The organism is Bacteroides sp. RTP21281st1_H5_RTP21281_210402, assembly GCF_040918965.1.
Lineage (GTDB): Bacteria > Bacteroidota > Bacteroidia > Bacteroidales > Bacteroidaceae > Bacteroides > Bacteroides congonensis.
Map to the genome: position 1 here is coordinate 24,935 of NZ_JBCOWR010000025.1, position 20,287 is coordinate 45,221.

The window sequence follows — 20,287 nt, forward strand, 5'->3', positions numbered from 1 at the left end:
TTTATCCGCAGGAAATTGGCACATTAGTATTATTGATACATTAAATAATATTCATTATGGCAAAGGATAGACTCATTACTTCCAGTTATTGTTTCATCTTGGCGGCCAACTTCCTGCTCTACTTCGGTTTTTGGTTGTTGATTCCCGTTTTGCCGTTCTATTTATCCGAATTTTTCCAAGCCGGAAACTCGACTATCGGTATCGTGCTTTCCTGTTATACGGTGGCGGCACTCTGCATCCGTCCGTTTTCCGGTTATCTGCTCGATACTTTTGCCCGCAAACCTCTCTATCTTTTCGCTTACTTCATCTTTATGATGATGTTTGGCGGCTATCTCATTGCCGGCTCCCTTACCTTATTTATTATATTCCGAATCATACATGGCGTTTCATTCGGGATGGTCACAGTAGGTGGCAATACGGTGGTAATCGATATTATGCCTTCGTCCCGCAGAGGGGAAGGGTTGGGTTATTACGGGCTTACAAACAATATGGCGATGTCCATCGGGCCGATGTTCGGATTGTTCCTGCATGACGCGGGAGTGTCTTTTCCCACAATCTTCTGTTATGCGCTCGGTTCCTGCATTTTGGGCTTTTTATCCGCAAGTCTGGTAAAGACGCCCTATAAGCCCCCTGTGAAACGGGAACCTATTTCGCTCGACCGCTTTATCCTGCTAAAGGGAATGCCTGCGGGACTTAGCCTGCTGTTGCTTTCCATTCCGTATGGTATGACGACCAATTATGTGGCGATGTATGCCCATGAGATAGGGCTTCGCACACAAACAGGATTCTTCTTTACCTTTATGGCAGTCGGCATGGCTATCTCGCGGATATTTTCGGGGAAACTGGTAGACCGGGGAAAAATAACACAAGTAATAGCTGCCGGATTATATTTGGTGGTTTGCAGCTTTTTCCTGCTTTCGGCCTGTGTGTATCTGATTCAGTGGAATGATAGGGCTTGCACGGTTCTGTTTTTCGGTATTGCACTGCTGATGGGTATCGGGTTCGGGATTATGTTTCCGGCATTCAATACGCTGTTTGTGAATCTTGCACCCAACAGCCAACGAGGAACAGCCACTTCGACCTATCTCACGTCCTGGGATGTGGGAATCGGTATCGGTATGCTGGTCGGGGGATATATTGCGGAAATCAGTACATTTGACAAAGCCTATCTTTTCGGAGCCTGCCTGACGGTGGTTTCCGCTATCTATTTCAGAATCAAAGTAACGCCTCATTATCATAAAAACAAACTACGATGAGAAAGAAAGAACGTTATGAGAAAGTAATCGCCTGGTTTCAGGAAAACGTGCCTGTGGCCGAAACTGAATTGCATTACAATAACCCGTATGAGTTGCTGATTGCCGTAATCCTTTCCGCACAATGTACAGACAAGCGGGTGAATATAATCACTCCGCCTTTGTACAGGGATTTCCCGACGCCGGAAGCCCTTGCGGCCACTACACCGGAAGTGGTTTTCGAATATATCCGAAGTGTGTCATATCCGAATAATAAGGCTAAACATCTGGTGGGAATGGCGAAAATGCTGGTAAATGACTTCAATAGCCAGGTGCCGGACAATATGGAGGATTTGATAAAACTGCCCGGTGTGGGGAGAAAGACGGCGAATGTCATTCAGTCCGTGGTATTCAACAAGGCTGCCATGGCGGTGGATACGCATGTGTTCCGCGTCAGTCACCGCATCGGATTAGTGCCGGACAGTTGCACAACTCCGTTCAGTGTAGAAAAGGAGTTGATGAAGAATATTCCGGAAAAACTCGTACCGATTGCCCATCACTGGCTCATCCTGCACGGTCGTTATGTTTGTCAGGCACGCACTCCAAAATGTGTCACCTGTGGTTTGCAAATGATGTGCAAATATTTCTGCAACACTTATAAAGTTACAAAAGAGACACCAAAAGGCAAGAATAAATAACGATTTAATAGCAGAGAACCGAAATAAATAGTAACTTTGCGGTCATTCTAAAAGAAGAATTCTAAAAACACTTTTAAATAAAAATAGAGTATTATGCAGACAATTGACAAATTCAATTTTGCCGGTAAAAAGGCATTTGTTCGCGTGGACTTCAATGTGCCCCTGGACGAAAACTTCAACATTACAGATGACACTCGTATGCGTGCAGCTCTTCCTACTTTGAAGAAGATTCTGGCAGACGGTGGTAGCATTATCATTGGCTCTCACTTGGGCCGTCCGAAAGGCGTTGCCGATAAATTTTCTTTGAAACATATCATCAAGCACTTGTCTGAATTACTGGGCGTTGAAGTTCAGTTTGCTAATGACTGCATGGGTGAAGAAGCTGCTGTAAAAGCTGCTGCCCTGCAACCGGGCGAAGTTCTGTTGCTCGAAAATCTTCGTTTCTATGCTGAAGAAGAAGGCAAACCAAGAGGTTTGGCGGAAGACGCGACAGACGAAGAAAAGGCTGCTGCCAAGAAGGCTGTAAAAGAAAGCCAGAAAGAATTTACCAAGAAATTGGCTTCTTACGCTGACTGCTACGTTAACGACGCATTCGGTACTGCTCACCGTGCTCATGCTTCTACTGCATTGATTGCTAAACATTTCGATGTAGACAACAAGATGTTCGGTTACCTGATGGAGAAAGAAGTGAAAGCTGTTGATAAAGTATTGAACGACATCAAACGTCCGTTCACTGCTATCATGGGTGGCTCTAAAGTTTCTTCTAAAATCGAAATCATCGAAAACCTGCTGGGCAAGGTAGACAACCTGATTATCGCAGGTGGTATGACTTATACATTTACTAAAGCTATGGGTGGTAAAATCGGTATCTCTATCTGTGAGGACGACAAACTCGACCTGGCTTTGGACTTGATCAAGAAAGCAAAAGAAAAAGGTGTAAACCTTGTTTTGGCTGTTGATGCCAAGATTGCTGACGCTTTCTCTAACGATGCAAATACTAAATTCTGTCCGGTTGACGAAATTCCTGACGGATGGGAAGGTCTTGACATCGGCCCTAAGACTGAAGAAATCTTCGCTAACGTTATCAAAGAATCAAAGACTATTCTTTGGAACGGTCCTACGGGCGTATTCGAATTTGAAAACTTCACTCACGGCTCACGTACAGTAGGTGAAGCTATCGTTGAAGCAACTAAGAACGGCGCTTTCTCACTTGTTGGTGGTGGTGACTCTGTAGCTTGTGTCAACAAGTTCGGTTTGGCTAGCGGTGTATCTTATGTTTCAACCGGTGGTGGCGCATTGCTCGAAGCAATCGAAGGAAAAATTCTTCCGGGTATCGCTGCTATTCAAGAATAAGAATTTATAGCTGATTTTTACAAGGTTAAAAATAAAAGGGCAATTCTTTGTGAAAAGAGTTGCCCTTGTTTGATAAGTATCAACCATAATCAAATAACAACTACTTCATGCGAAAAACACTCCTCCAACTCTCCGTCATCGTGCTATGCTTAACCGGCATACAGGACACTCTCGTTGCACAAGAGAAAACGACCTCACTGAACCAGGTAGTGAACACCCTGAAAGAGCGTATCAGCCTTGCAGGATATGCGCAACTCGGATATACATATGACGACGCTGCCAAACCGGACAATACGTTCGACATCAAACGTATCATTTTCATGGCACATGGAAAGATTACCAAACGATGGACTTGTGATTTCATGTATGACTTCTATAACGGCGGGATGCTACTCGAAGTTTATACCGACTATCAGTTCCTGCCCGGACTTACAGCTCGTATCGGTGAGTTTAAAGTTCCTTATACCATCGAAAATGAATTATCGCCTACCACGGTGGAGTTAATTAACTGCTACTCGCAGTCTGTCTGTTACCTGGCGGGAGTAAGCGGCAGCGACAAGTGCTACGGCATGACTTCGGGACGGGACATCGGTATGATGCTCCACGGTAAATTGTTCCATGACTTTCTGCAATACAAGGTGGCTGTCATGAACGGACAGGGATTGAATACAAAAGATAAGAATAGCCAGAAAGATGTTGTCGGTAACTTGATGGTTTATCCATTGGAGTGGTTGTCCGTAGGCGGTTCGTTCATTCGCGGAACGGGACATGCGATAGCGGATTCGGAATATACCGAAATTAAAGCCGGAGAAAATTATGCCAAGAAGCGTTGGAGTGCGGGAGCAGTTGTCACTACTCCCAAATTCAATTTGCGTTCGGAATATCTTGGCGGAAAAGACAGAAATGTGAAAAGTGAAGGTTTCTACGCAACAGGTAGCGTACGTTTTGCCCGGAACTTCGATTTCATCGCTTCGTATGACTATTTCAACCCGAACAAGGCTGCCGGTTTCAAACAGAATAATTATATTGCAGGCGTACAATACTGGTTTTATCCCAGATGCCGTCTACAAGCACAATATACCTTTTGCAATAAAAAAGGAGACGGACAAAAAGACTCCAATCTGATACAGGCACAAGTACAAGTGAGATTTTAACTCAACTTAGTCTCTTGCCAAAATAATCTTATATTATTTGGCACGGATTACACGAATTAACGCTGTTGTTTTACATATTCATCATTCTAAAAACCGTGAAATCCGCGTAATCCGTGCCTAAATTTATTATATAAACCAATTAATAACAGAAACTAAAAGAATCATGGAACACAAAATCGCCGAACCCAACGCCCGGGTAGACGTTGCCGACGTATTAAGAGGATTAGCAGTCATGGGAATTATCCTCTTGCACAGTATCGAACATTTCAATTTCTATTCTTTTCCGAAAGAAGTGCCTTTCGAATGGATGAAGTTCACCGACCAGGCCATTTGGAGAGGATTATTCTTTGCATTCAGTAATAAGGCATATGCCGTATTCGCCCTGCTCTTCGGCTTTAGTTTCTATATTCAGGATAACAACCAGCAACGGAGAGGAAAGGATTTCCGCCTGCGGTTCTTATGGAGATTATTTATCTTGTTCATTATCGGACAATTCAACGCAGCTTTCTTTACGGGAGAGATATTGACGATGTATGCCATCCTTGGAATTATCCTGCCGATATTCTGCCGGATGAGTGACCGTACTGTTCTTATATTTGCCACTTTACTTATTCTTCAACCTATCGACTGGGTAAAGCTAATCTATGCTTTATGTAATCCTGACTATGTGGCAGGGGAAAGTCTTGCACGCTATTACTTTGGCATCGCATTCGATGTGCAAAAAAACGGAACATTCCTCGAAACGGTTCGTATGAATATGTGGGAAGGACAGATGGCTAACATGACCTGGGCTTTGGAACACGGACGTATCCTGCAAACACCGGGATTATTCCTGTTCGGTATGCTTGTCGGCCGCCGTCAATATTTCCTGTACAGTGAAAAGAACGAACGTTTGTGGCTGAAAGCACTGGCTTTTTCCCTTCTCTGCTTCTTCCCTATCTACGGGCTCAACAATATGTTGCCGGAATTTATAGAACGGAGTGCCGTACTTGTTCCCTTACAACTTATCCTAAGTTCATTCAGCAACCTTAGCTTTATGGTGTTACTGGTGACGGGATTATTGCTGACTTTCTACCATGTGAAAGACCGCAGTTTCTTTATGCGTTTCACAACTTATGGAAAAATGAGTTTAACTAACTATCTCGGACAATCTATTTTCGGCTCCCTTTTGTTCTATCATTGGGGATTCGAACTGGGGCGGTATTTAGGTATTACATACAGTTTCCTTTTTGGCATCCTTTTTGTTCTATTACAAATGGCATTCTGTTCGTGGTGGCTTCGTCACCACAAACACGGTCCTTTTGAGGGTCTTTGGAAACGTCTGACCTGGATTGGAAAAAAATAAATAATTAAATCACAATGAACGAAAAAACGATTAATGAACAATACGCATATATACGTACCTTACTTGAGGATAAAAGACTCAAAGAGGCTTTGATGCAACTGGAATCCTTGTTGTGGCAATGTCCTGACTGGGATTTACGTACACGTCTGGAGCAATTGCAGACCTCGTACAAGTATATGCTTGACTATATGCGGCAGGGAGCAAATGACCCGGAACGCTGGAATCTGTATCAGAAAATGGTAGCGGACACATGGGGAATTGCCGACCAGTCACGGTTGCTTATACTGGATAACGTATCATCAAGATATTATCACGAGGTACGCCGTACTCCCGTGTCGCCTGATTTGTCGGACTACGGCATTAAAGCAATATTGCATATATTGGAGTCATTTAATGACGACTTGGCAGTCAGCGGATTGCTTTCTGACGAAAAAATGGACGAAGTCCTGAAACGGCATGAGGATACACTCAAATTTATATTCATCAGGACATGGACAAACAGTGCATGGACACCCCAGGATGAGGAAGAGGCACAAGGCATGCTTACATCGGAATTACTTCCGGGAGATGATTTATGCTTGTTCGTCAGTGCTGTCACATTGAGTTTGATGGAATGTTTCGACTTGCGGAAAATCATGTGGCTGCTTGATGCATACCGCCATACGAACGTCAACGTCAGCCAACGGGCATTGGTGGGCGCAATGATTATCTTCCACATTTATAGGAACCGGCTTCCTTTCTATCCGGAACTTATCAAACGGGTGGATCTCATGGAAGAGATTCCTTGGTTCATAGAGGACGTCGCACGCATTTATCGTCAGATGTTGCTGTGTCAAGAGACGGAGAAGATCGACAAAAAGATGCGGGAAGAGATTATTCCCGAAATGCTGAAGAATGTTTCTTCGATGAAGAATATGAGGTTTGGCTTTGAGGAGAACGACGAGGAGAATGACGACAAGAACCCGGACTGGGAAGATGCTTTCGAGAAGTCCGGCTTGGGAGATAAATTACGTGAAATGAACGAACTTCAATTGGAAGGAGCTGATGTATATATGAGTACGTTTGCCGCTTTGAAGAGTTATCCGTTCTTCCGCGAAGTACACAACTGGTTTTATCCGTTCAGCAAACAGCAGTCTAATGTGTTTAAATCACTTAAACAGGCGGGAAACAGTGGAAGCAGTTTATTGGATTTGATTCTTCAATCGGGATTTTTCAGTAATAGCGATAAGTATTCGTTGTTTTTCACGATTCATCAGTTGCCGAAGATGCAGCAGGACATGATGTTGAGCCAACTGAACGAACAACAGGTAGCCGAATTGGCTGAAAAAACGAATGCAGACACAATGAGACGGTTCAATGAGCGTCCGGGAACGGTAAGCAATCAGTATTTGCACGACCTTTACCGTTTTTTCAAACTTAGCGTACGCCGTCAGGAGTTCAGGGATATTTTTAAAGAGAAGCTCGATCTTCATCACATCCCTGCACTCGACAACGTGTTGTCTTGGGAAGATGTATTATTCCCTATTGCCGATTTCTATTTGTCAAAGGAACGTTGGGACGAGGCTATCGAAATTTTTGAGGAATTGGATGCTATCAGTGAATTCGGAGAGGACAGTGCGGAATATTATCAGAAATTCGGATATGCATTGCAAAAGAGAAAGAAATACGCAGAAGCTATCCAAGCCTACCTGAAAGCAGATACGCTGAAGCCGGATAATATTTGGAATAACCGCCATCTGGCTATTTGCTATCGCTTAAACAGAAATTATCAGGCTGCCCTTACTTATTACAAGAAGGTGGAAGAAGTTGCTCCGGAAGATGTGAATGTCACGTTCCACATCGGTAGCTGCCTGGCTGAAATGGGACAATATGAAGAAGCACTGAATTACTTCTTCAAACTGGATTTCATTGAAAGTAATTGTGTAAAGGCATGGCGTGGTATCGGATGGTGCTCATTTATCAGCCTGAAATATGAGCAAGCAATGAAGTATTACGAGAAAATCATCGAGCAAAAGCCATTGGCCATCGACTATATGAATGCCGGACACGTTGCATGGGTGATGGGAGATATACAGAAGGCTGCTGTTTTCTACGGAAAGGCGATAACAGCCTGTGGAAACCGGGAGCGTTTTCTTGAAATGTTCCATAAAGACGAAGAGCCTCTTCTCAAACAAGGTATTCGAGAAGAGGATATTCCTTTGATGCTGGATTTATTATAATTTCTTTAACTCCCCGTACAGTTTCTGTATGGGGAGTCCCATTATATTATAGAAACTGCCTGAAATAGACTTGACGCCGATATAGCCGATCCATTCCTGAACGCCATAAGCTCCCGCCTTATCCATAGGTTGGTAACGGTCAACATAGTACCGGATTTCATCTTCAGACAAGACATCGAACAGTACATCGGAAGAAGCGGTAAAGCTCTTTTGCCATTCGGTAGTTGTCAGACAGACACCCGTAAATACCTGATGGGATTTTCCCGAAAGAGCGCGAAGCATTTCAACAGCCCCTTCCCTGCCCTCCGGCTTGCCGAGAACTTTTCCATCCAACCAAACGATGGTATCCGCCGTCACTAACAATTCTCCCGGTTTCATCATAGTGCGATATGCATCGGCTTTCTCACGGGCGATAAATTCAGGGATTTCTGCACCAACCAACGTATCGGGATAAGATTCATCGACATCGGGCAATGTCCTGACTACATAGTCTACTCCCAAACCTGACATCAGTTCTTTTCGACGGGGTGAATTGGAAGCCAGTATGATCTGGTATTTCTTTAGATTATCAAGCATTATTCTATTTACGATTTGAGATTTGAAGATTTGATAATTTACTATATACTATTACTATTTACGATTGAAAATACTTTTTATTGATATCACAGGTTGTTCTTACCACCCGAAAGCATCTTGCGCCATCCATAAACCATGTGCCTTCAAGACTTGCTCTACGACATCACGTCCGCAGCCACAGCCACCGTCCGCATAAGAGATGTATTTCGCAACGGATTTTACTTCCGGCACAGCATCTTTCGGGCAACAGGGAAGTCCACATTCCCGCATCACTTCTATATCGGGAACATCATCCCCCATATATAATATTTCATCGTCAGCCAATCCGTATTTGCCACGGAAGGCACGATAATCATGTATCTTCACCGCAGAACCCATATATAAATCCTTCACTCCCAAGCCTTCAAAACGGATGCGTACCGCTTCTGTCCGTCCGCCGGTGATGATGGCGATATGAAGTCCTTTTTTCACTGCAAGCTGGATAGCATACCCATCCTTGATATTCACAGTACGCATCGGCTCACCGGAAGGATGCAGCGGAACTGTGGTAGAACTCAATACTCCGTCTACATCAAAAGCTAACGCTTTGATACGGGATAAATCATAATTGATGGTGCTCATGGATACTTTTGCTCATTAATTTATATATTTCCTGTAATGCCGGCGAGTCTGCCAGCATGGCAAGATGATTGCTTATCACATTTTCATCATAACGCACAGCCGGACCGGTTTGCGCATCCAGGGGCGTCAGTTCGTGCACTTTACGTGCCGTTTCATCAATCAACGGAAGCATGACATCAAACGGCAGATTATATTTCTCAAGCAAATCTGCCGCTAAAGCATACATGTGATTGGTGAAGTTACAGATAAAGACTGCCGCGAGGTGAAGGCTCTTGCGTTGTTCGGAAGTAGCTTCATAGACATTCTCAGAGAGAGTGGCGGCAATTGCTTTCAGTAGTTCCACGTCTTCCGACTTCTTGGCTTCTATAAAGAATGGTATCTCCCGGAAATCGACTTCACGTTGTTTGCTGAATGTCTGCATCGGATAGAATACTCCGTAACGTTCCGCGTGTCCTTCCCAAATACTCATCGGGATGCTTCCTGCCGTATGTACTAATAGGGCGTTTTGTTTGCCTTCTGTTATTTGGGGCAGTAGTTCCACAAAAGCGGCATCTTTCAGGGATACGATATATAATTGGGCTTCTTTGGAGATTTCCTGTAAGTCGGTTGTATATTCCGCTTCCACTTGTCCGGCTAAGATACGGGCGGATTCCTCAGTCCGGCTATACACTTGCACGATACGGAAGCCTTTATGATAAAGTGCTTTTGCCAGGTTGGTAGCCAGGTTTCCGGCACCGATAAACACAATCGGAGTATCTTCTATACTTCTATTCATCGTTTCTTTACCGTTTTGCAATCCAAAATAAAATAATTCCGATGATGAGTAATGTCAATGGCAGCAAATATCCTGAAAGCGAACCCAGCAATGACATTACCAAACCGATATTCATCACCAACCAAAGTCCCAATAATACGAAACCGATGGATTTATCGCGTTTGAAAATAAGAAAACAGATAGAAGCATACAGCAACATATTATCCTTATTCATCACCCAAGGCAGACCGATGGAAGAAAAATGAATCAGTTTATCAATCAGATATAGTGCTCCGATTACCATAAAGGTAACGGCGGTAGCCATATAGGTATCTTTGCTATTATTTGCTTTGGCAGCTCCCATCGTTATTTTCCTCCGAACTTGTTAATATGAATTTTCTCCCACTGAAGATGTTCTTCGTTGAAGGGTTTGCGTTCCATTGCTTTGTGCCCGATGGCTATGACGGAAAGAATCTGAAGTTGCAAAGGTATATCCAGTATGCCATGTACAAATTCATCGGAAGGCATTCCGGTAGCAGTGAAGCGTTCACGCACCTGTACCCAGCAACTCCCCAGCCCGAGGTCTTCCGCCTGCAACTGTATCATAATGGAAGCAATAGCGGCATCTTCAATCCAGACATCACTCGCCAGCGGGTCAGCCATTACGACAATCGCCAAAGCGGCATCGGCTATGAAGGAAGAAGCCTGTTCTTTGCAATGAGACAGTTCTTTCAACATTTCTTTATCATCGACTACTACAAATTGCCAACTGTTACTGCGCTTGGAAGAGGGGGACATCAAGGCTGCTTTCATCAATGTAACGACTTCGTCCTGTGTCAGCTCTTCATCGGTAAACTTGCGCATACTGCGACGGTTCTTTATCAATTCACTGAAATTTTCCATATTGTTTCCGGGTTTCATTTGATTAATAATTGCAAAGATAGTGCAAAACAGGCGTAATCGAAAATAAAATAGTATCTTTGCACTGACAAATAATATCATGGTATGAAAAAGCAAATTACGCAGGACGATTACATTAAAGCGAATCGTAAGGCAAGCCGGGAGGCTGAAATCGAGATGTACGGACACCCCATTTGTCATAAACGGGTGCACCAGTCAAAGAAAGTATATAACCGCAAAAAGATAAAGGCAGCTAACAAAGAGCTGCCTTATTTTTTTGTCCTTTTCCAAAGGGATTTTCCAATATTCCGGTTGGATTTCCGATAATCCGAAAAGAGTCCTGATAATCCGAAAGAGAAGCCTGACAATCTAAAGAGATTCCTGATAAGATATAAAGAGCCTGCTTATACTACTCTCGTCAACTCTCCTGTAGTAGAATCAATAATAAATCCGTAAACTTTCACATCCGAAGGTATCAAAGGATGGCGTACAATAGAATCTACCGTTCCCCTCACCGACTTTTCCGTATCTTCAAAACCATCCAGCCATGCATGGAAGTCCACTCCGCAGAAACTCATCATGTCGATATATTCGGGATTAATTCCCCGCGCTTTCATTTTTTCAAGCATTTCTTCGCTGTGCATATGACAGGCTCCGCAATCGGAATGGGCTATCACCATAATCTCTTCGACACCGAGTTCAAAAATAGCAACGAGCAGACTACGAACCACACTACCAAAAGGATGGGAAATAACCCCTCCTGCATTCTTTATCATTTTTACATCCCCATTCTTTATACCCAGCGCGGCCGGCAACAAAGCAGTCAGCCGGGTGTCCATACAGGAAAGAATAGCTATTTTCTTGTCGGGATACTTGTTCGTAATATACTCTTCATATCCCTTTTTCTCTACAAAATGCTTGTTGTAAGCTAAAATTTCTTCAATCATAGTGGTTGTTTCATTTACAGTGCGTATTAATACAGCAAAAATAAACAAAACAGGATAAAAAAAGAAGGATACACCACAAGATATATCCTTCTCTATCAAATTTTAACCTACTATCATTTCATCAATATCCCGAACATATTAATAATTCGGATTCTGATACTCCACACCATTCTCTATAATCTCCGTGAATGATTGCGGAATAGGACGCACAGTATGGGTATTATCCCGGAAATACTGACCGACATCCGGATTTTTCTGCTGCAAATAATCTTCGGTCAATTTACCCGTTCTCTTCAAATCAAACCATCGGACACTTTCACCGGCCAGTTCCCTCGCCCGTTCATCCAATACATATTGAATATCTACTGCACCGTTGTATTGAGAAGCATTAGCCCGTTCACGCACCTTATTAATATATTTATTCGCATTCGTTCCACCTGTCAGATAAATATCCGCTTCGGCTGCCAACAAGTAGATTTCAGCCATACGCATAGTTATAATGGAAGCATTACTACCATAGCGTCCTTTGCTCCAGTTAGAAACAATAATATTGGTTGTATTGAACTTGGACAAAGACGGATAGAAATAATAAAAAGGATTTAAAACCGTTTTCCCGTCATTCTGGCGAGTATAGTTCATCTTGACCTTGCCATCAGTACCATATAAATCTTTTGTATCAACAATCATATAATCGGCCTTCAATTTATTCGCTGCCAAAGTTACATAATCGTCTTCCTCGGGTCGTATAACACGAATAGCTTCATCGCCCGCAGCCAAAGAAGTATTAGTTGTAATATTACCTTCTCTATCCATCTCCTTGATTTTATCTTCCGACCAGGTGAAATCTTTGTTAGCTTTCCATGAAGTCTTGAAAGAAGCGGCATAACGGGGATCTAACTTATTATCAGATTGAACATACAAGTCCATCAAATATTTAGAAGGCATAAATGTTCCTTCCGGATTACCTCCCCACTGCTTTATACCATCCTCCGTCTTCTCAATAGCCGGAAAATAATATGTGTTGCAATAGAATTCCATCCAACTTAAATTATTTTGCCATTTATTGACGCTTCCATATTGAGTACTACAAGCAATTGAGAACATAGACTCTTTGTTATTCTGATTGTTGGCATCAGCAAAAACATCGTCGTAGGTAGGGTACATATAAGTATCCAAATCTGCTCCACCAGTCTCACAATCCCGAATTAGCTCATCCGCCAAGTCCTTGGCAGCCTGCAAATAATCAGAGCATCCATATTCTTTGGTTGTCAGATAAGCCTTTACCAAATAAGCCTTGGCAGATTTACGCAATGCACGTCCTTCTTCCTTGGGACGGGATATCGGTAAATAAGTAGCGGCAAATTCCAAATCCGGGATAATACAGTTTTTGTAAATTTCCAAAGGTTCTGTCCTGACGGGAGCTGTATCCACACCTTCATTTTTAGCAGTGATAAATGTGACTCCGCCAAATATCTCCACCAAATTATAATAATATAGGGCTCTCAGGAAATGCGCTTCGGCAAGCACTTCATTCTTAACCTCTTCCGAATCCCAATCTATTACCTTATCAGCCAACGCGAGTGCTATATTGCATGAGCCTATGCCGTCATATCCCGAATTCCAGATACTTTGAGCCATATTTTGGTTCATAGAACCACCTTCCGCATATTTAAAATAGTTGGCATTTGTATTAGAATTCTGTTTGGCTGTCCACAAGTCTGTACCTGCTTCTGCCAATTCGATATAAATCTGCTTACCATAAAAGCTACGTTGCAAACCGAAATAGCAATTATTTATAGCCTGCTTGAAGCCATCTTGTGTTGTCATTAATGCTTCAAGAGAAGAACCGCCCGGATTATATTCATCCAAAGAACAAGACGCTCCTCCAAGAATCCAAACCGCAGCTAACAATATATTGTATATTTTTCTATTTTTCATAACTCTCAATTAATTAAAAGGTTACATTTACACCAAATACAAATCTCTTGGTCAATGGGAAATTGGACGCACCGTTATTTTCAGGGTCAAGATCTCTCATCAGTTTTTCTTTGGCAAAGATAAACGGGTCATAAGCTGTTGCGTATACGCGAAGTTTTTCCATGCGAATCTTAGCCAGCCACTTTTTCGGGAGAGAGTAACCTAAAGTAATATTCTTCACTTTGATATAAGAACCGTCCATATAAGCAAGAGAAGTGAATCCTTTATAATCAGCGGCCTTGTCATGAAGTCCCGGACGAGGCAAATAAGCTCCCTGATTTTCCGGAGTCCAATAATCACTTCCTGTCGGTGAGTTATCCAGACTAGTTGTCGGATTGTAACGAGTGATAACGTCATTATTAACCATATACCCCCAGCGCGCCATAACAAAGAAACTCAAATCAAAATCACGATAAGTAAAATTGTTCTGGAAGCCAAGAATCCAGTCCGGCGTTTTTTTACCTAAAATAAAATAATCCGTATTACTGCTGTAGGAATGGATACCTTTGTCATTAAAAGAGCCGTCGGTAGCGACCTTTATGTCACCAGGTTTAGAGCCATATTTAGCTGCTTCTTCAGCTTCGGCGGTCGACCATATTCCCAAATACTTGAAATCATAGAAAACACTGATTGCCTCACCCTCAAAGAGTTTCTCCGCCTTTACGTCTCCATCCGGCAAAGAGACAATTTTTTCCTTATTAGCCGTAAAAGTAATATTGGAAGACCAGGTGAAATTCTTCTTGACAATGTTTTGGGTATTCAGCGACAACTCAATACCTTTATTATTAGTCTCACCGAGGTTCTGCCATGCTTTCATCGGTGATCCCCATGCAGCTATTCCGGAAGTAATCGGCATTGTACGTGAATACAGCAAATCTTTTGTATCTGTATTATACCAGTCAGCCGCCAGATTAATCCTCCCATTGAATAGTCCAAGATCAATACCGATATTCGTATTATATGATTTCTCCCATCCAACATCCGGATTTCCATATGTACCGCCGTACTGAATATGTCCGGCTGCACTATTGCCGAAGCCAACTCCCGAAGGATAAGTATAACTACCCGTAGTAGAAGAATAAGCGGCATCTTTACGGCCGGAGTTACCCGTTACACCATAGCCGGCACGTAATTTCAGATTAGATAACCAATTCTGAGTCTTCTCCATAAACGTCTCATCACTGATACGCCACCCGATTGCAGCAGCAGGGAAAGCATCCCATTTATGTCCTGCCGCCAAATGGGAAACCCCATCCCAACGATTGGAGAATGTGAACAAGTACTTCCCTTTATAGCTATAATTCAAACGGAAAGCATAAGACATCGACTGTGTCTGCGAAAAGCTTGACGCTACCTGAACTTTTTCCGTTCCCGCGCTCAAATTATGAAATGACTGTGCCGCCAGTTCCTGACCTTGAGCATGGCTTTCATTTGCTTCATCTTGATTTTTGGAATAAGATGTGATTCCCGTCACGCCAAAACTATGGTCTTTAGCTAATGTAAAGTTGTAAGTAAGTACATTTTCCCATCTATAAGCATAAGAAGCACTATTATATATTTCGGCAAGAGGCGCCTGATAGCCGGAAGTAATATTGGCTATTGATTTTTTTCCAAAGAAAACACCGTTGCGGGAATTACTCAAAGTCGTTCCCAACACTGATTTAAAAGTCAATCCCTTCAGCGGGGTTAATTCCAAATAAGCATTGCCGGTAAAATAAGTGCTGCGGGTATTATTCACATACTGGTCTTTGGCTTCATCAGCCATCGGATTGACCTTCCCGCCATCTTTGCAATATTCATAATTAATATTACCACCAGCGTCATAAACATCCCCTAAAGGCAGGAAAGTCAACGCATTTACAAAAACACTTTGATTACGGGTATTTCCATCTGTATATGTCAGGTTTGTATTAAAACCTACCTTAGCCCAGGAAAAGATAGATTGATCCAGATTCAAACGCATACTATAACGCTTACGGTTATCATTCTTAATCAACCCTTCTTCATTGTTATAATTCAAGGAAGCAAAAATCTTCGTTTTTTCAGTTCCTCCTGTTATTGACAAATTGTAGTTTTGCTGGACGCCGTTCTTACCCATAACCTCATCTACCCAGTCAATCCACTTGCCTGCGTCATATGCATCTAGCACTCCCTGCTTATCAAAGATGGTAGACATGAATTCAGGATACTCCTCATTATTCTTAGTCCTCCATGCTTCCCTTTTCAGATTAACATATTCATCACCGATCATGCCGTGAGGAAATTTTGCAAATCCGCTTACACCGACATAGGCATCAAAGTTGACCGTCGCCTTTCCGGTCTTGCCTTGCTTGGTAGTGATTATTACAACACCATTCGCTCCGGCCGAACCGTAAATGGCAGTTGAAGAAGCATCTTTCAACACCTCAATAGACTCAATATCAGCAGGATTCACCTGATTATAACTTCCTTGGATTCCATCAATAATGAACAAAGGAGAATTTGAGCCGTAAATGGAACGAGTTCCGCGTAATTGAATATCGACATCAGATCCTGCCTTACCGGAAGATTTCATAATATCCAGACCAGCCACCTTTCCCTGGAGTGCTTCCATCGGGTTATTCACCGGACTTACTGTAATATCTCCACTTTTAACGGAAGTAACGGCTCCTGTCAAATCACGTTTTTTTACCGTACCATAACCAATCACCACTACCTCGTCCAAAGCTTGCGTGTCCGGAATCATTTTCACACTTAACGGTGAACTTCCCGTTACAGTTATAGTCTGATCTTTGTATCCGATATAAGAAACCAACAGTTCTTTACTCCCTCCGGGAAGATCAATTGAGAATTTACCGTCAAAATCAGTAATTGTACCGGTACCCGTACCTTTCACTACAATAGAGACACCAATCAAAGGTTCTCCATTCTCATCCAAAACAGTTCCTTTCACAGTTTTTGTTTGTGCCGTAATCTGTACCATAGTATTAGAGCTCCCATTTTCTGCCTGAACAGAATATGGAATAGGGGAACATAATAAAGCCAGCCCCAAAATCATGGAAATGCGTCTATGTTGCATCTTCCACATTTCAACAAATGCATAATCTCTCATTCGTCTTAAGTTAAAGTTAATATTAATTATTTGACATAACATATTTGTTTCAAATCTATAAAGAGACGCTATATTTTTTATTTTGTACCCACAAATAACTCATTATCATGCAAAAATTCTTCTTTTTCATTCTTTTTTTCCATATGCCTGCTTTAAAGAAAGGACTGACAAGTTTAAACATTGCCAACAAATTCTCTGTTTTATTGTTGAATGAAGAATAAAAAGTGTAAATTTGTACTTGGATGCCACTTAAACTAACCACATATTATAAAGGAAAGGATATTCCTGATTTATCGGGAAAGAACACATTCCACTCCAAAGAGCTGTTTCAGATTTATGAAGCGACTCCGGGCTATACACCCTTATTAATAGTAGCGACAGAAGACGGCAAACCGGTGGCACGCTTACTTGCCGCTATCCGTAAGGCAAAGAGATGGCTTCCATCCTCTTTGGTGAAGCACTGCGTGGTATATAGTGAAGGCGAAGCTTTGGATGAAACTCTCTATACTAATAAAGAAAAGGCGGAAGAAGTTTTCGGCGAGATGCTTGAGCATCTTACCCAGGAAGCATCACGTACCTGCTTCCTTATTGAATTCCGTAATCTGAATAATGCCATGTTCGGTTACAAGTTCTTCCGAAGCAATGATTACTTTCCGGTCAATTGGTTACGGGTGCGAAATTCACTGCACAGTATGAAAAAGACTGAAGACCGGTTCAGTCCGTCGCGTATCCGGCAGATTAAAAAAGGACTTAATAGCGGAGCAAGAGTAGAAGAAGCACATACGGTAGAAGAAATACGTGATTTCTCACGGATGCTGCACAAAGTCTATTCATCCCGCATACGCAGATACTTCCCTGCCAATGATTTCTTCCGGCATATGAACAGTATGTTTATCAAAGGAAAACAGGCAAAAATATTCATCGTCAAATATAAGGAGAAAATTATCGGAGGTTCCGTCTGCATCTATTCCGATGACAATGCATTCCTTTGGTTTTCAGGGGGAATGAGAAAGACCTATGCGATGCAATATCCGGGTGTACTCGCCGTTTGGAAAGCCCTGGAAGACGCTCACGAACGAGGATTCCGACATATGGAATTTATGGACGTAGGACTTCCGTTCCGCAAACATGGTTATCGTGATTTCGTGCTTCGCTTCGGCGGAAAGCAGAGTAGCACGCGCCGTTGGTTCCGCGTCAGTTGGACTTGGCTGAACAAACTCCTAGTCAAATTTTATGTCTAAATGCAATCTCAAGATTACAAAACGACTTCTTGTGCCACTTCCCTACCATTTTTTATGCTTTATAACCCAACAATTAAATGCTGAAATATTTCTTTATTAGGTAAGAATTGTCTTTCTTTGTGCTGTTTTATGCCGTATAAGCACATAATTAAAACCAAATAATAAAAGTATAGTTATGAAGATTTCACACATTGAACATCTGGGCATCGCTGTAAAAAGCATCGAAGAAGCCCTTCCTTACTACGAAAATGTATTAGGTCTGAAGTGTTACAACATTGAAACAGTGGAAGATCAAAAAGTAAGAACCGCTTTCTTAAAAGTAGGCGAAACAAAAATCGAACTGTTGGAGCCGACTTGCCCTGAGAGTACCATTGCCAAATTTATTGAAAACAAAGGTGCAGGTGTTCATCACGTTGCCTTTGCTGTTGAAGATGGCGTAGCTAATGCTTTGGCTGAAGCTGAAAGCAAAGAAATCCGCCTCATCGACAAAGCTCCACGCAAAGGTGCCGAAGGTTTGAGCATCGCTTTCCTTCATCCGAAATCAACTCTTGGCGTGCTGACAGAACTCTGCGAACATTAATCATAAACTCTAAAAACTAACAAGAACTCATGAGTAATCAACTTGAAAAAATTAAAGAGCTTATTGAACGCCGTGCCGTAGCACGTCTCGGGGGCGGCGAAAAAGCAATTGCGAAGCAACATGAAAAAGGGAAATACACAGCACGCGAGCGCTTGGCTATGTTGCTGGATGAAGGTAGCTTCGAAGAAATGGACATGTTCGTTGAGCATAGATGCACGAACTTCGGCATGGAGAAAAAACATTATCCGGGTGATGGCGTAGTAACCGGTTGCGGTACTATCGAAGGACGTCTGGTATATGTTTTTGCACAAGACTTCACAGTTTCTGCCGGTTCATTGTCCGAAACAATGTCATTGAAGATCTGTAAGATCATGGATCAGGCAATGAAGATGGGTGCTCCATGTATCGGTATCAACGACTCGGGTGGCGCACGTATCCAGGAGGGTATCAACGCCCTTGCAGGTTATGCAGAAATTTTCCAGCGCAATATCCTTGCTTCAGGTGTTATTCCGCAGATTTCAGGTATCTTCGGTCCTTGTGCCGGTGGTGCCGTTTATTCTCCGGCTTTGACGGACTTCACATTGATGATGGAAGGTACCTCTTATATGTTCCTTACCGGACCGAAAGTTGTAAAGACTGTAACAGGCGAAGATGTAAGCCAGGAAAACCTTGGTGGCGCAAGTGTTCACTCTACCAAATCGGGTGTCACTCATTTCACCGCTAAGACAGAAGAAGAAGGTTTCGCGCTGATTCGTAATCTGTTGAGCTACATTCCTCAAAATAATCTTGAAGAAGCTCCTTATGTAGATTGTACAGACCCGATCGACCGTCTGGAAGATTCTTTGAATGATATTATCCCTGACAGCCCGACTAAACCGTACGATATGTACGAAGTAATCGGTGCTATTGTTGATAATGGTGAGTTCCTGGAAATCCAGAAAGACTATGCCAAGAATATAATCATCGGTTTCGCACGTTTCAACGGACAGTCCGTAGGTATCGTTGCCAACCAGCCTAAATACTTGGCAGGTGTGCTCGATAGTAACGCATCTCGTAAGGGTGCACGTTTCGTCCGTTTCTGCGACGCATTCAATATTCCTATCGTATCATTGGTAGACGTACCGGGATTCCTTCCGGGAACAGGACAGGAATACAACGGCGTTATCCTTCATGGTGCCAAATTGCTGTATGCTTACGGCGAAGCTACCGTACCAAAAGTAACTATCACATTGCGTAAGTCTTACGGTGGTTCTCACATCGTGATGAGCTGTAAGCAACTTCGTGGTGATATGAACTATGCATGGCCGACAGCTGAAATCGCAGTAATGGGTGGTGCAGGAGCAGTAGAAGTACTGTATGCACGCGAAGCCAAGGATCAGGAAAATCCGGCGCAATTCCTTGCTGAAAAAGAAGCAGAATACACGAAACTGTTTGCCAATCCTTACAATGCTGCTAAATACGGTTACATTGATGACGTGATTGAACCACGCAACACACGTTTCCGTGTTATCCGCGCTTTGCAGCAGTTGCAGACCAAGAAGCTGACCAACCCGTCTAAGAAGCATGGTAATATTCCGTTGTAATCCAACTTTTCACATT

At 42.7% G+C, this 20,287-nt stretch carries 18 protein-coding genes; 10 read left to right on the forward strand and 8 right to left on the reverse strand.

The window, feature by feature from the left end; translation table 11 throughout:
* Window positions 1-56: 56 nt before the first annotated feature.
* The 6 genes from AB5443_RS22930 (at window position 57) to AB5443_RS22955 (ending at window position 8,001) form a co-directional block, all read left to right on the forward strand.
* Window positions 57-1,256 (forward strand): MFS transporter, encoded by a 1,200-nt coding sequence (locus AB5443_RS22930; protein ID WP_073342458.1) that lies wholly within the window; start codon window positions 57-59, stop codon window positions 1,254-1,256.
* Window positions 1,253-1,930 carry an endonuclease III gene (gene nth / locus AB5443_RS22935; RefSeq protein ID WP_044654172.1) on the forward strand — a complete coding sequence of 226 codons (678 nt, stop codon included), beginning with the start codon at window positions 1,253-1,255 and terminating at the stop codon, window positions 1,928-1,930. The genes AB5443_RS22930 and nth overlap by 4 nt, the downstream gene beginning before the upstream one ends.
* 93 nt (window positions 1,931-2,023) lie before the next feature.
* Entirely contained in the window at window positions 2,024-3,283 is a 1,260-nt protein-coding gene (pgk, locus tag AB5443_RS22940) for a phosphoglycerate kinase (RefSeq protein ID WP_044654171.1), read from the forward strand.
* A 107-nt stretch (window positions 3,284-3,390) separates the two neighbouring features.
* Window positions 3,391-4,437, forward strand: a complete 1,047-nt coding sequence (locus tag AB5443_RS22945; protein WP_277135523.1) for a porin — start codon at window positions 3,391-3,393, stop codon at window positions 4,435-4,437.
* Between the two features lie 163 nt (window positions 4,438-4,600).
* Window positions 4,601-5,782 carry a DUF418 domain-containing protein gene (locus AB5443_RS22950; RefSeq protein ID WP_277135521.1) on the forward strand — a complete coding sequence of 394 codons (1,182 nt, stop codon included), beginning with the start codon at window positions 4,601-4,603 and terminating at the stop codon, window positions 5,780-5,782.
* 14 nt (window positions 5,783-5,796) lie between these two features.
* The gene (locus AB5443_RS22955; RefSeq protein WP_368114326.1) at window positions 5,797-8,001 is read left to right on the forward strand and encodes a tetratricopeptide repeat protein; all 2,205 of its coding nucleotides are present in this window, start codon (window positions 5,797-5,799) and stop codon (window positions 7,999-8,001) included.
* Here AB5443_RS22955 and AB5443_RS22960 read toward each other — a convergent pair.
* The 5 genes from AB5443_RS22960 to AB5443_RS22980 form a co-directional block, all read right to left on the reverse strand.
* Window positions 7,996-8,577, reverse strand: coding sequence for a Maf-like protein (locus AB5443_RS22960; protein WP_277135519.1), 582 nt, complete (start codon window positions 8,575-8,577; stop codon window positions 7,996-7,998). The genes AB5443_RS22955 and AB5443_RS22960 overlap by 6 nt on opposite strands.
* Before the next feature lie 99 nt (window positions 8,578-8,676).
* On the reverse strand, window positions 8,677-9,198 hold the full coding sequence (locus tag AB5443_RS22965; RefSeq protein ID WP_022137508.1) for an HAD family hydrolase: 522 nt from the start codon (window positions 9,196-9,198) through the stop codon (window positions 8,677-8,679).
* Window positions 9,179-9,973, reverse strand: a complete 795-nt coding sequence (locus tag AB5443_RS22970) for a Rossmann-like and DUF2520 domain-containing protein (protein ID WP_277135518.1) — start codon at window positions 9,971-9,973, stop codon at window positions 9,179-9,181. The genes AB5443_RS22965 and AB5443_RS22970 overlap by 20 nt, the downstream gene beginning before the upstream one ends.
* Window positions 9,974-9,980: 7 nt before the next feature.
* Complete coding sequence (locus tag AB5443_RS22975) at window positions 9,981-10,316, reverse strand: hypothetical protein (RefSeq protein WP_022137506.1); 336 nt, start codon at window positions 10,314-10,316, stop codon at window positions 9,981-9,983.
* Window positions 10,317-10,318: 2 nt separating this feature from the next.
* Window positions 10,319-10,855 carry a nitroreductase family protein gene (locus AB5443_RS22980; RefSeq protein WP_022137505.1) on the reverse strand — a complete coding sequence of 179 codons (537 nt, stop codon included), beginning with the start codon at window positions 10,853-10,855 and terminating at the stop codon, window positions 10,319-10,321.
* A 102-nt stretch (window positions 10,856-10,957) separates the two neighbouring features.
* Here AB5443_RS22980 and AB5443_RS22985 point away from each other — a divergent pair, with 102 nt between their 5' ends.
* Window positions 10,958-11,179: a hypothetical protein gene (locus AB5443_RS22985; protein WP_073342472.1), complete on the forward strand. Its 222-nt coding sequence runs from the start codon at window positions 10,958-10,960 to the stop codon at window positions 11,177-11,179.
* Between the two features lie 77 nt (window positions 11,180-11,256).
* Here the strand turns inward: AB5443_RS22985 and AB5443_RS22990 are convergent, their stop codons facing one another.
* The 3 genes from AB5443_RS22990 to AB5443_RS23000 all read right to left on the reverse strand — a co-directional run bounded on the left by AB5443_RS22990 (window position 11,257) and on the right by AB5443_RS23000 (window position 16,867).
* On the reverse strand, window positions 11,257-11,799 hold the full coding sequence (locus AB5443_RS22990; protein ID WP_022137502.1) for a carbonic anhydrase: 543 nt from the start codon (window positions 11,797-11,799) through the stop codon (window positions 11,257-11,259).
* 138 nt (window positions 11,800-11,937) lie between these two features.
* Window positions 11,938-13,737 (reverse strand): RagB/SusD family nutrient uptake outer membrane protein, encoded by a 1,800-nt coding sequence (locus AB5443_RS22995; RefSeq protein WP_277135517.1) that lies wholly within the window; start codon window positions 13,735-13,737, stop codon window positions 11,938-11,940.
* Between the two features lie 13 nt (window positions 13,738-13,750).
* On the reverse strand, window positions 13,751-16,867 hold the full coding sequence (locus AB5443_RS23000; protein WP_277135516.1) for a TonB-dependent receptor: 3,117 nt from the start codon (window positions 16,865-16,867) through the stop codon (window positions 13,751-13,753).
* Between the two features lie 242 nt (window positions 16,868-17,109).
* Between AB5443_RS23000 and AB5443_RS23005 the strand changes: the two genes are divergently transcribed.
* The 3 genes from AB5443_RS23005 (at window position 17,110) to AB5443_RS23015 (ending at window position 20,271) form a co-directional block, all read left to right on the forward strand.
* Window positions 17,110-18,108: a GNAT family N-acetyltransferase gene (locus AB5443_RS23005; protein ID WP_277135515.1), complete on the forward strand. Its 999-nt coding sequence runs from the start codon at window positions 17,110-17,112 to the stop codon at window positions 18,106-18,108.
* 175 nt (window positions 18,109-18,283) lie between these two features.
* Entirely contained in the window at window positions 18,284-18,688 is a 405-nt protein-coding gene (gene mce, locus AB5443_RS23010) for a methylmalonyl-CoA epimerase (RefSeq protein WP_008999807.1), read from the forward strand.
* A 29-nt stretch (window positions 18,689-18,717) separates the two neighbouring features.
* Window positions 18,718-20,271, forward strand: a complete 1,554-nt coding sequence (locus AB5443_RS23015) for an acyl-CoA carboxylase subunit beta (protein WP_044655719.1) — start codon at window positions 18,718-18,720, stop codon at window positions 20,269-20,271.
* Window positions 20,272-20,287: the final 16 nt, after the last annotated feature.

What these genes read in the sequence shown, in the direction of transcription:
- AB5443_RS22930 (WP_073342458.1), top strand. Translation starts at nt 57, where the DNA reads ATGGCAAAGGATAGACTCATTACTTCCAGTTATTGTTTCATCTTGGCG.
- nth (WP_044654172.1), top strand. Translation starts at nt 1,253, where the DNA reads ATGAGAAAGAAAGAACGTTATGAGAAAGTAATCGCCTGGTTTCAGGAA.
- pgk (WP_044654171.1), top strand. Translation starts at nt 2,024, where the DNA reads ATGCAGACAATTGACAAATTCAATTTTGCCGGTAAAAAGGCATTTGTT.
- AB5443_RS22945 (WP_277135523.1), top strand. Translation starts at nt 3,391, where the DNA reads ATGCGAAAAACACTCCTCCAACTCTCCGTCATCGTGCTATGCTTAACC.
- AB5443_RS22950 (WP_277135521.1), top strand. Translation starts at nt 4,601, where the DNA reads ATGGAACACAAAATCGCCGAACCCAACGCCCGGGTAGACGTTGCCGAC.
- AB5443_RS22955 (WP_368114326.1), top strand. Translation starts at nt 5,797, where the DNA reads ATGAACGAAAAAACGATTAATGAACAATACGCATATATACGTACCTTA.
- AB5443_RS22960 (WP_277135519.1), bottom strand. Translation starts at nt 8,577, where the DNA reads ATGCTTGATAATCTAAAGAAATACCAGATCATACTGGCTTCCAATTCA.
- AB5443_RS22965 (WP_022137508.1), bottom strand. Translation starts at nt 9,198, where the DNA reads ATGAGCACCATCAATTATGATTTATCCCGTATCAAAGCGTTAGCTTTT.
- AB5443_RS22970 (WP_277135518.1), bottom strand. Translation starts at nt 9,973, where the DNA reads ATGAATAGAAGTATAGAAGATACTCCGATTGTGTTTATCGGTGCCGGA.
- AB5443_RS22975 (WP_022137506.1), bottom strand. Translation starts at nt 10,316, where the DNA reads ATGGGAGCTGCCAAAGCAAATAATAGCAAAGATACCTATATGGCTACC.
- AB5443_RS22980 (WP_022137505.1), bottom strand. Translation starts at nt 10,855, where the DNA reads ATGGAAAATTTCAGTGAATTGATAAAGAACCGTCGCAGTATGCGCAAG.
- AB5443_RS22985 (WP_073342472.1), top strand. Translation starts at nt 10,958, where the DNA reads ATGAAAAAGCAAATTACGCAGGACGATTACATTAAAGCGAATCGTAAG.
- AB5443_RS22990 (WP_022137502.1), bottom strand. Translation starts at nt 11,799, where the DNA reads ATGATTGAAGAAATTTTAGCTTACAACAAGCATTTTGTAGAGAAAAAG.
- AB5443_RS22995 (WP_277135517.1), bottom strand. Translation starts at nt 13,737, where the DNA reads ATGAAAAATAGAAAAATATACAATATATTGTTAGCTGCGGTTTGGATT.
- AB5443_RS23000 (WP_277135516.1), bottom strand. Translation starts at nt 16,867, where the DNA reads ATGAGAGATTATGCATTTGTTGAAATGTGGAAGATGCAACATAGACGC.
- AB5443_RS23005 (WP_277135515.1), top strand. Translation starts at nt 17,110, where the DNA reads ATGCCACTTAAACTAACCACATATTATAAAGGAAAGGATATTCCTGAT.
- mce (WP_008999807.1), top strand. Translation starts at nt 18,284, where the DNA reads ATGAAGATTTCACACATTGAACATCTGGGCATCGCTGTAAAAAGCATC.
- AB5443_RS23015 (WP_044655719.1), top strand. Translation starts at nt 18,718, where the DNA reads ATGAGTAATCAACTTGAAAAAATTAAAGAGCTTATTGAACGCCGTGCC.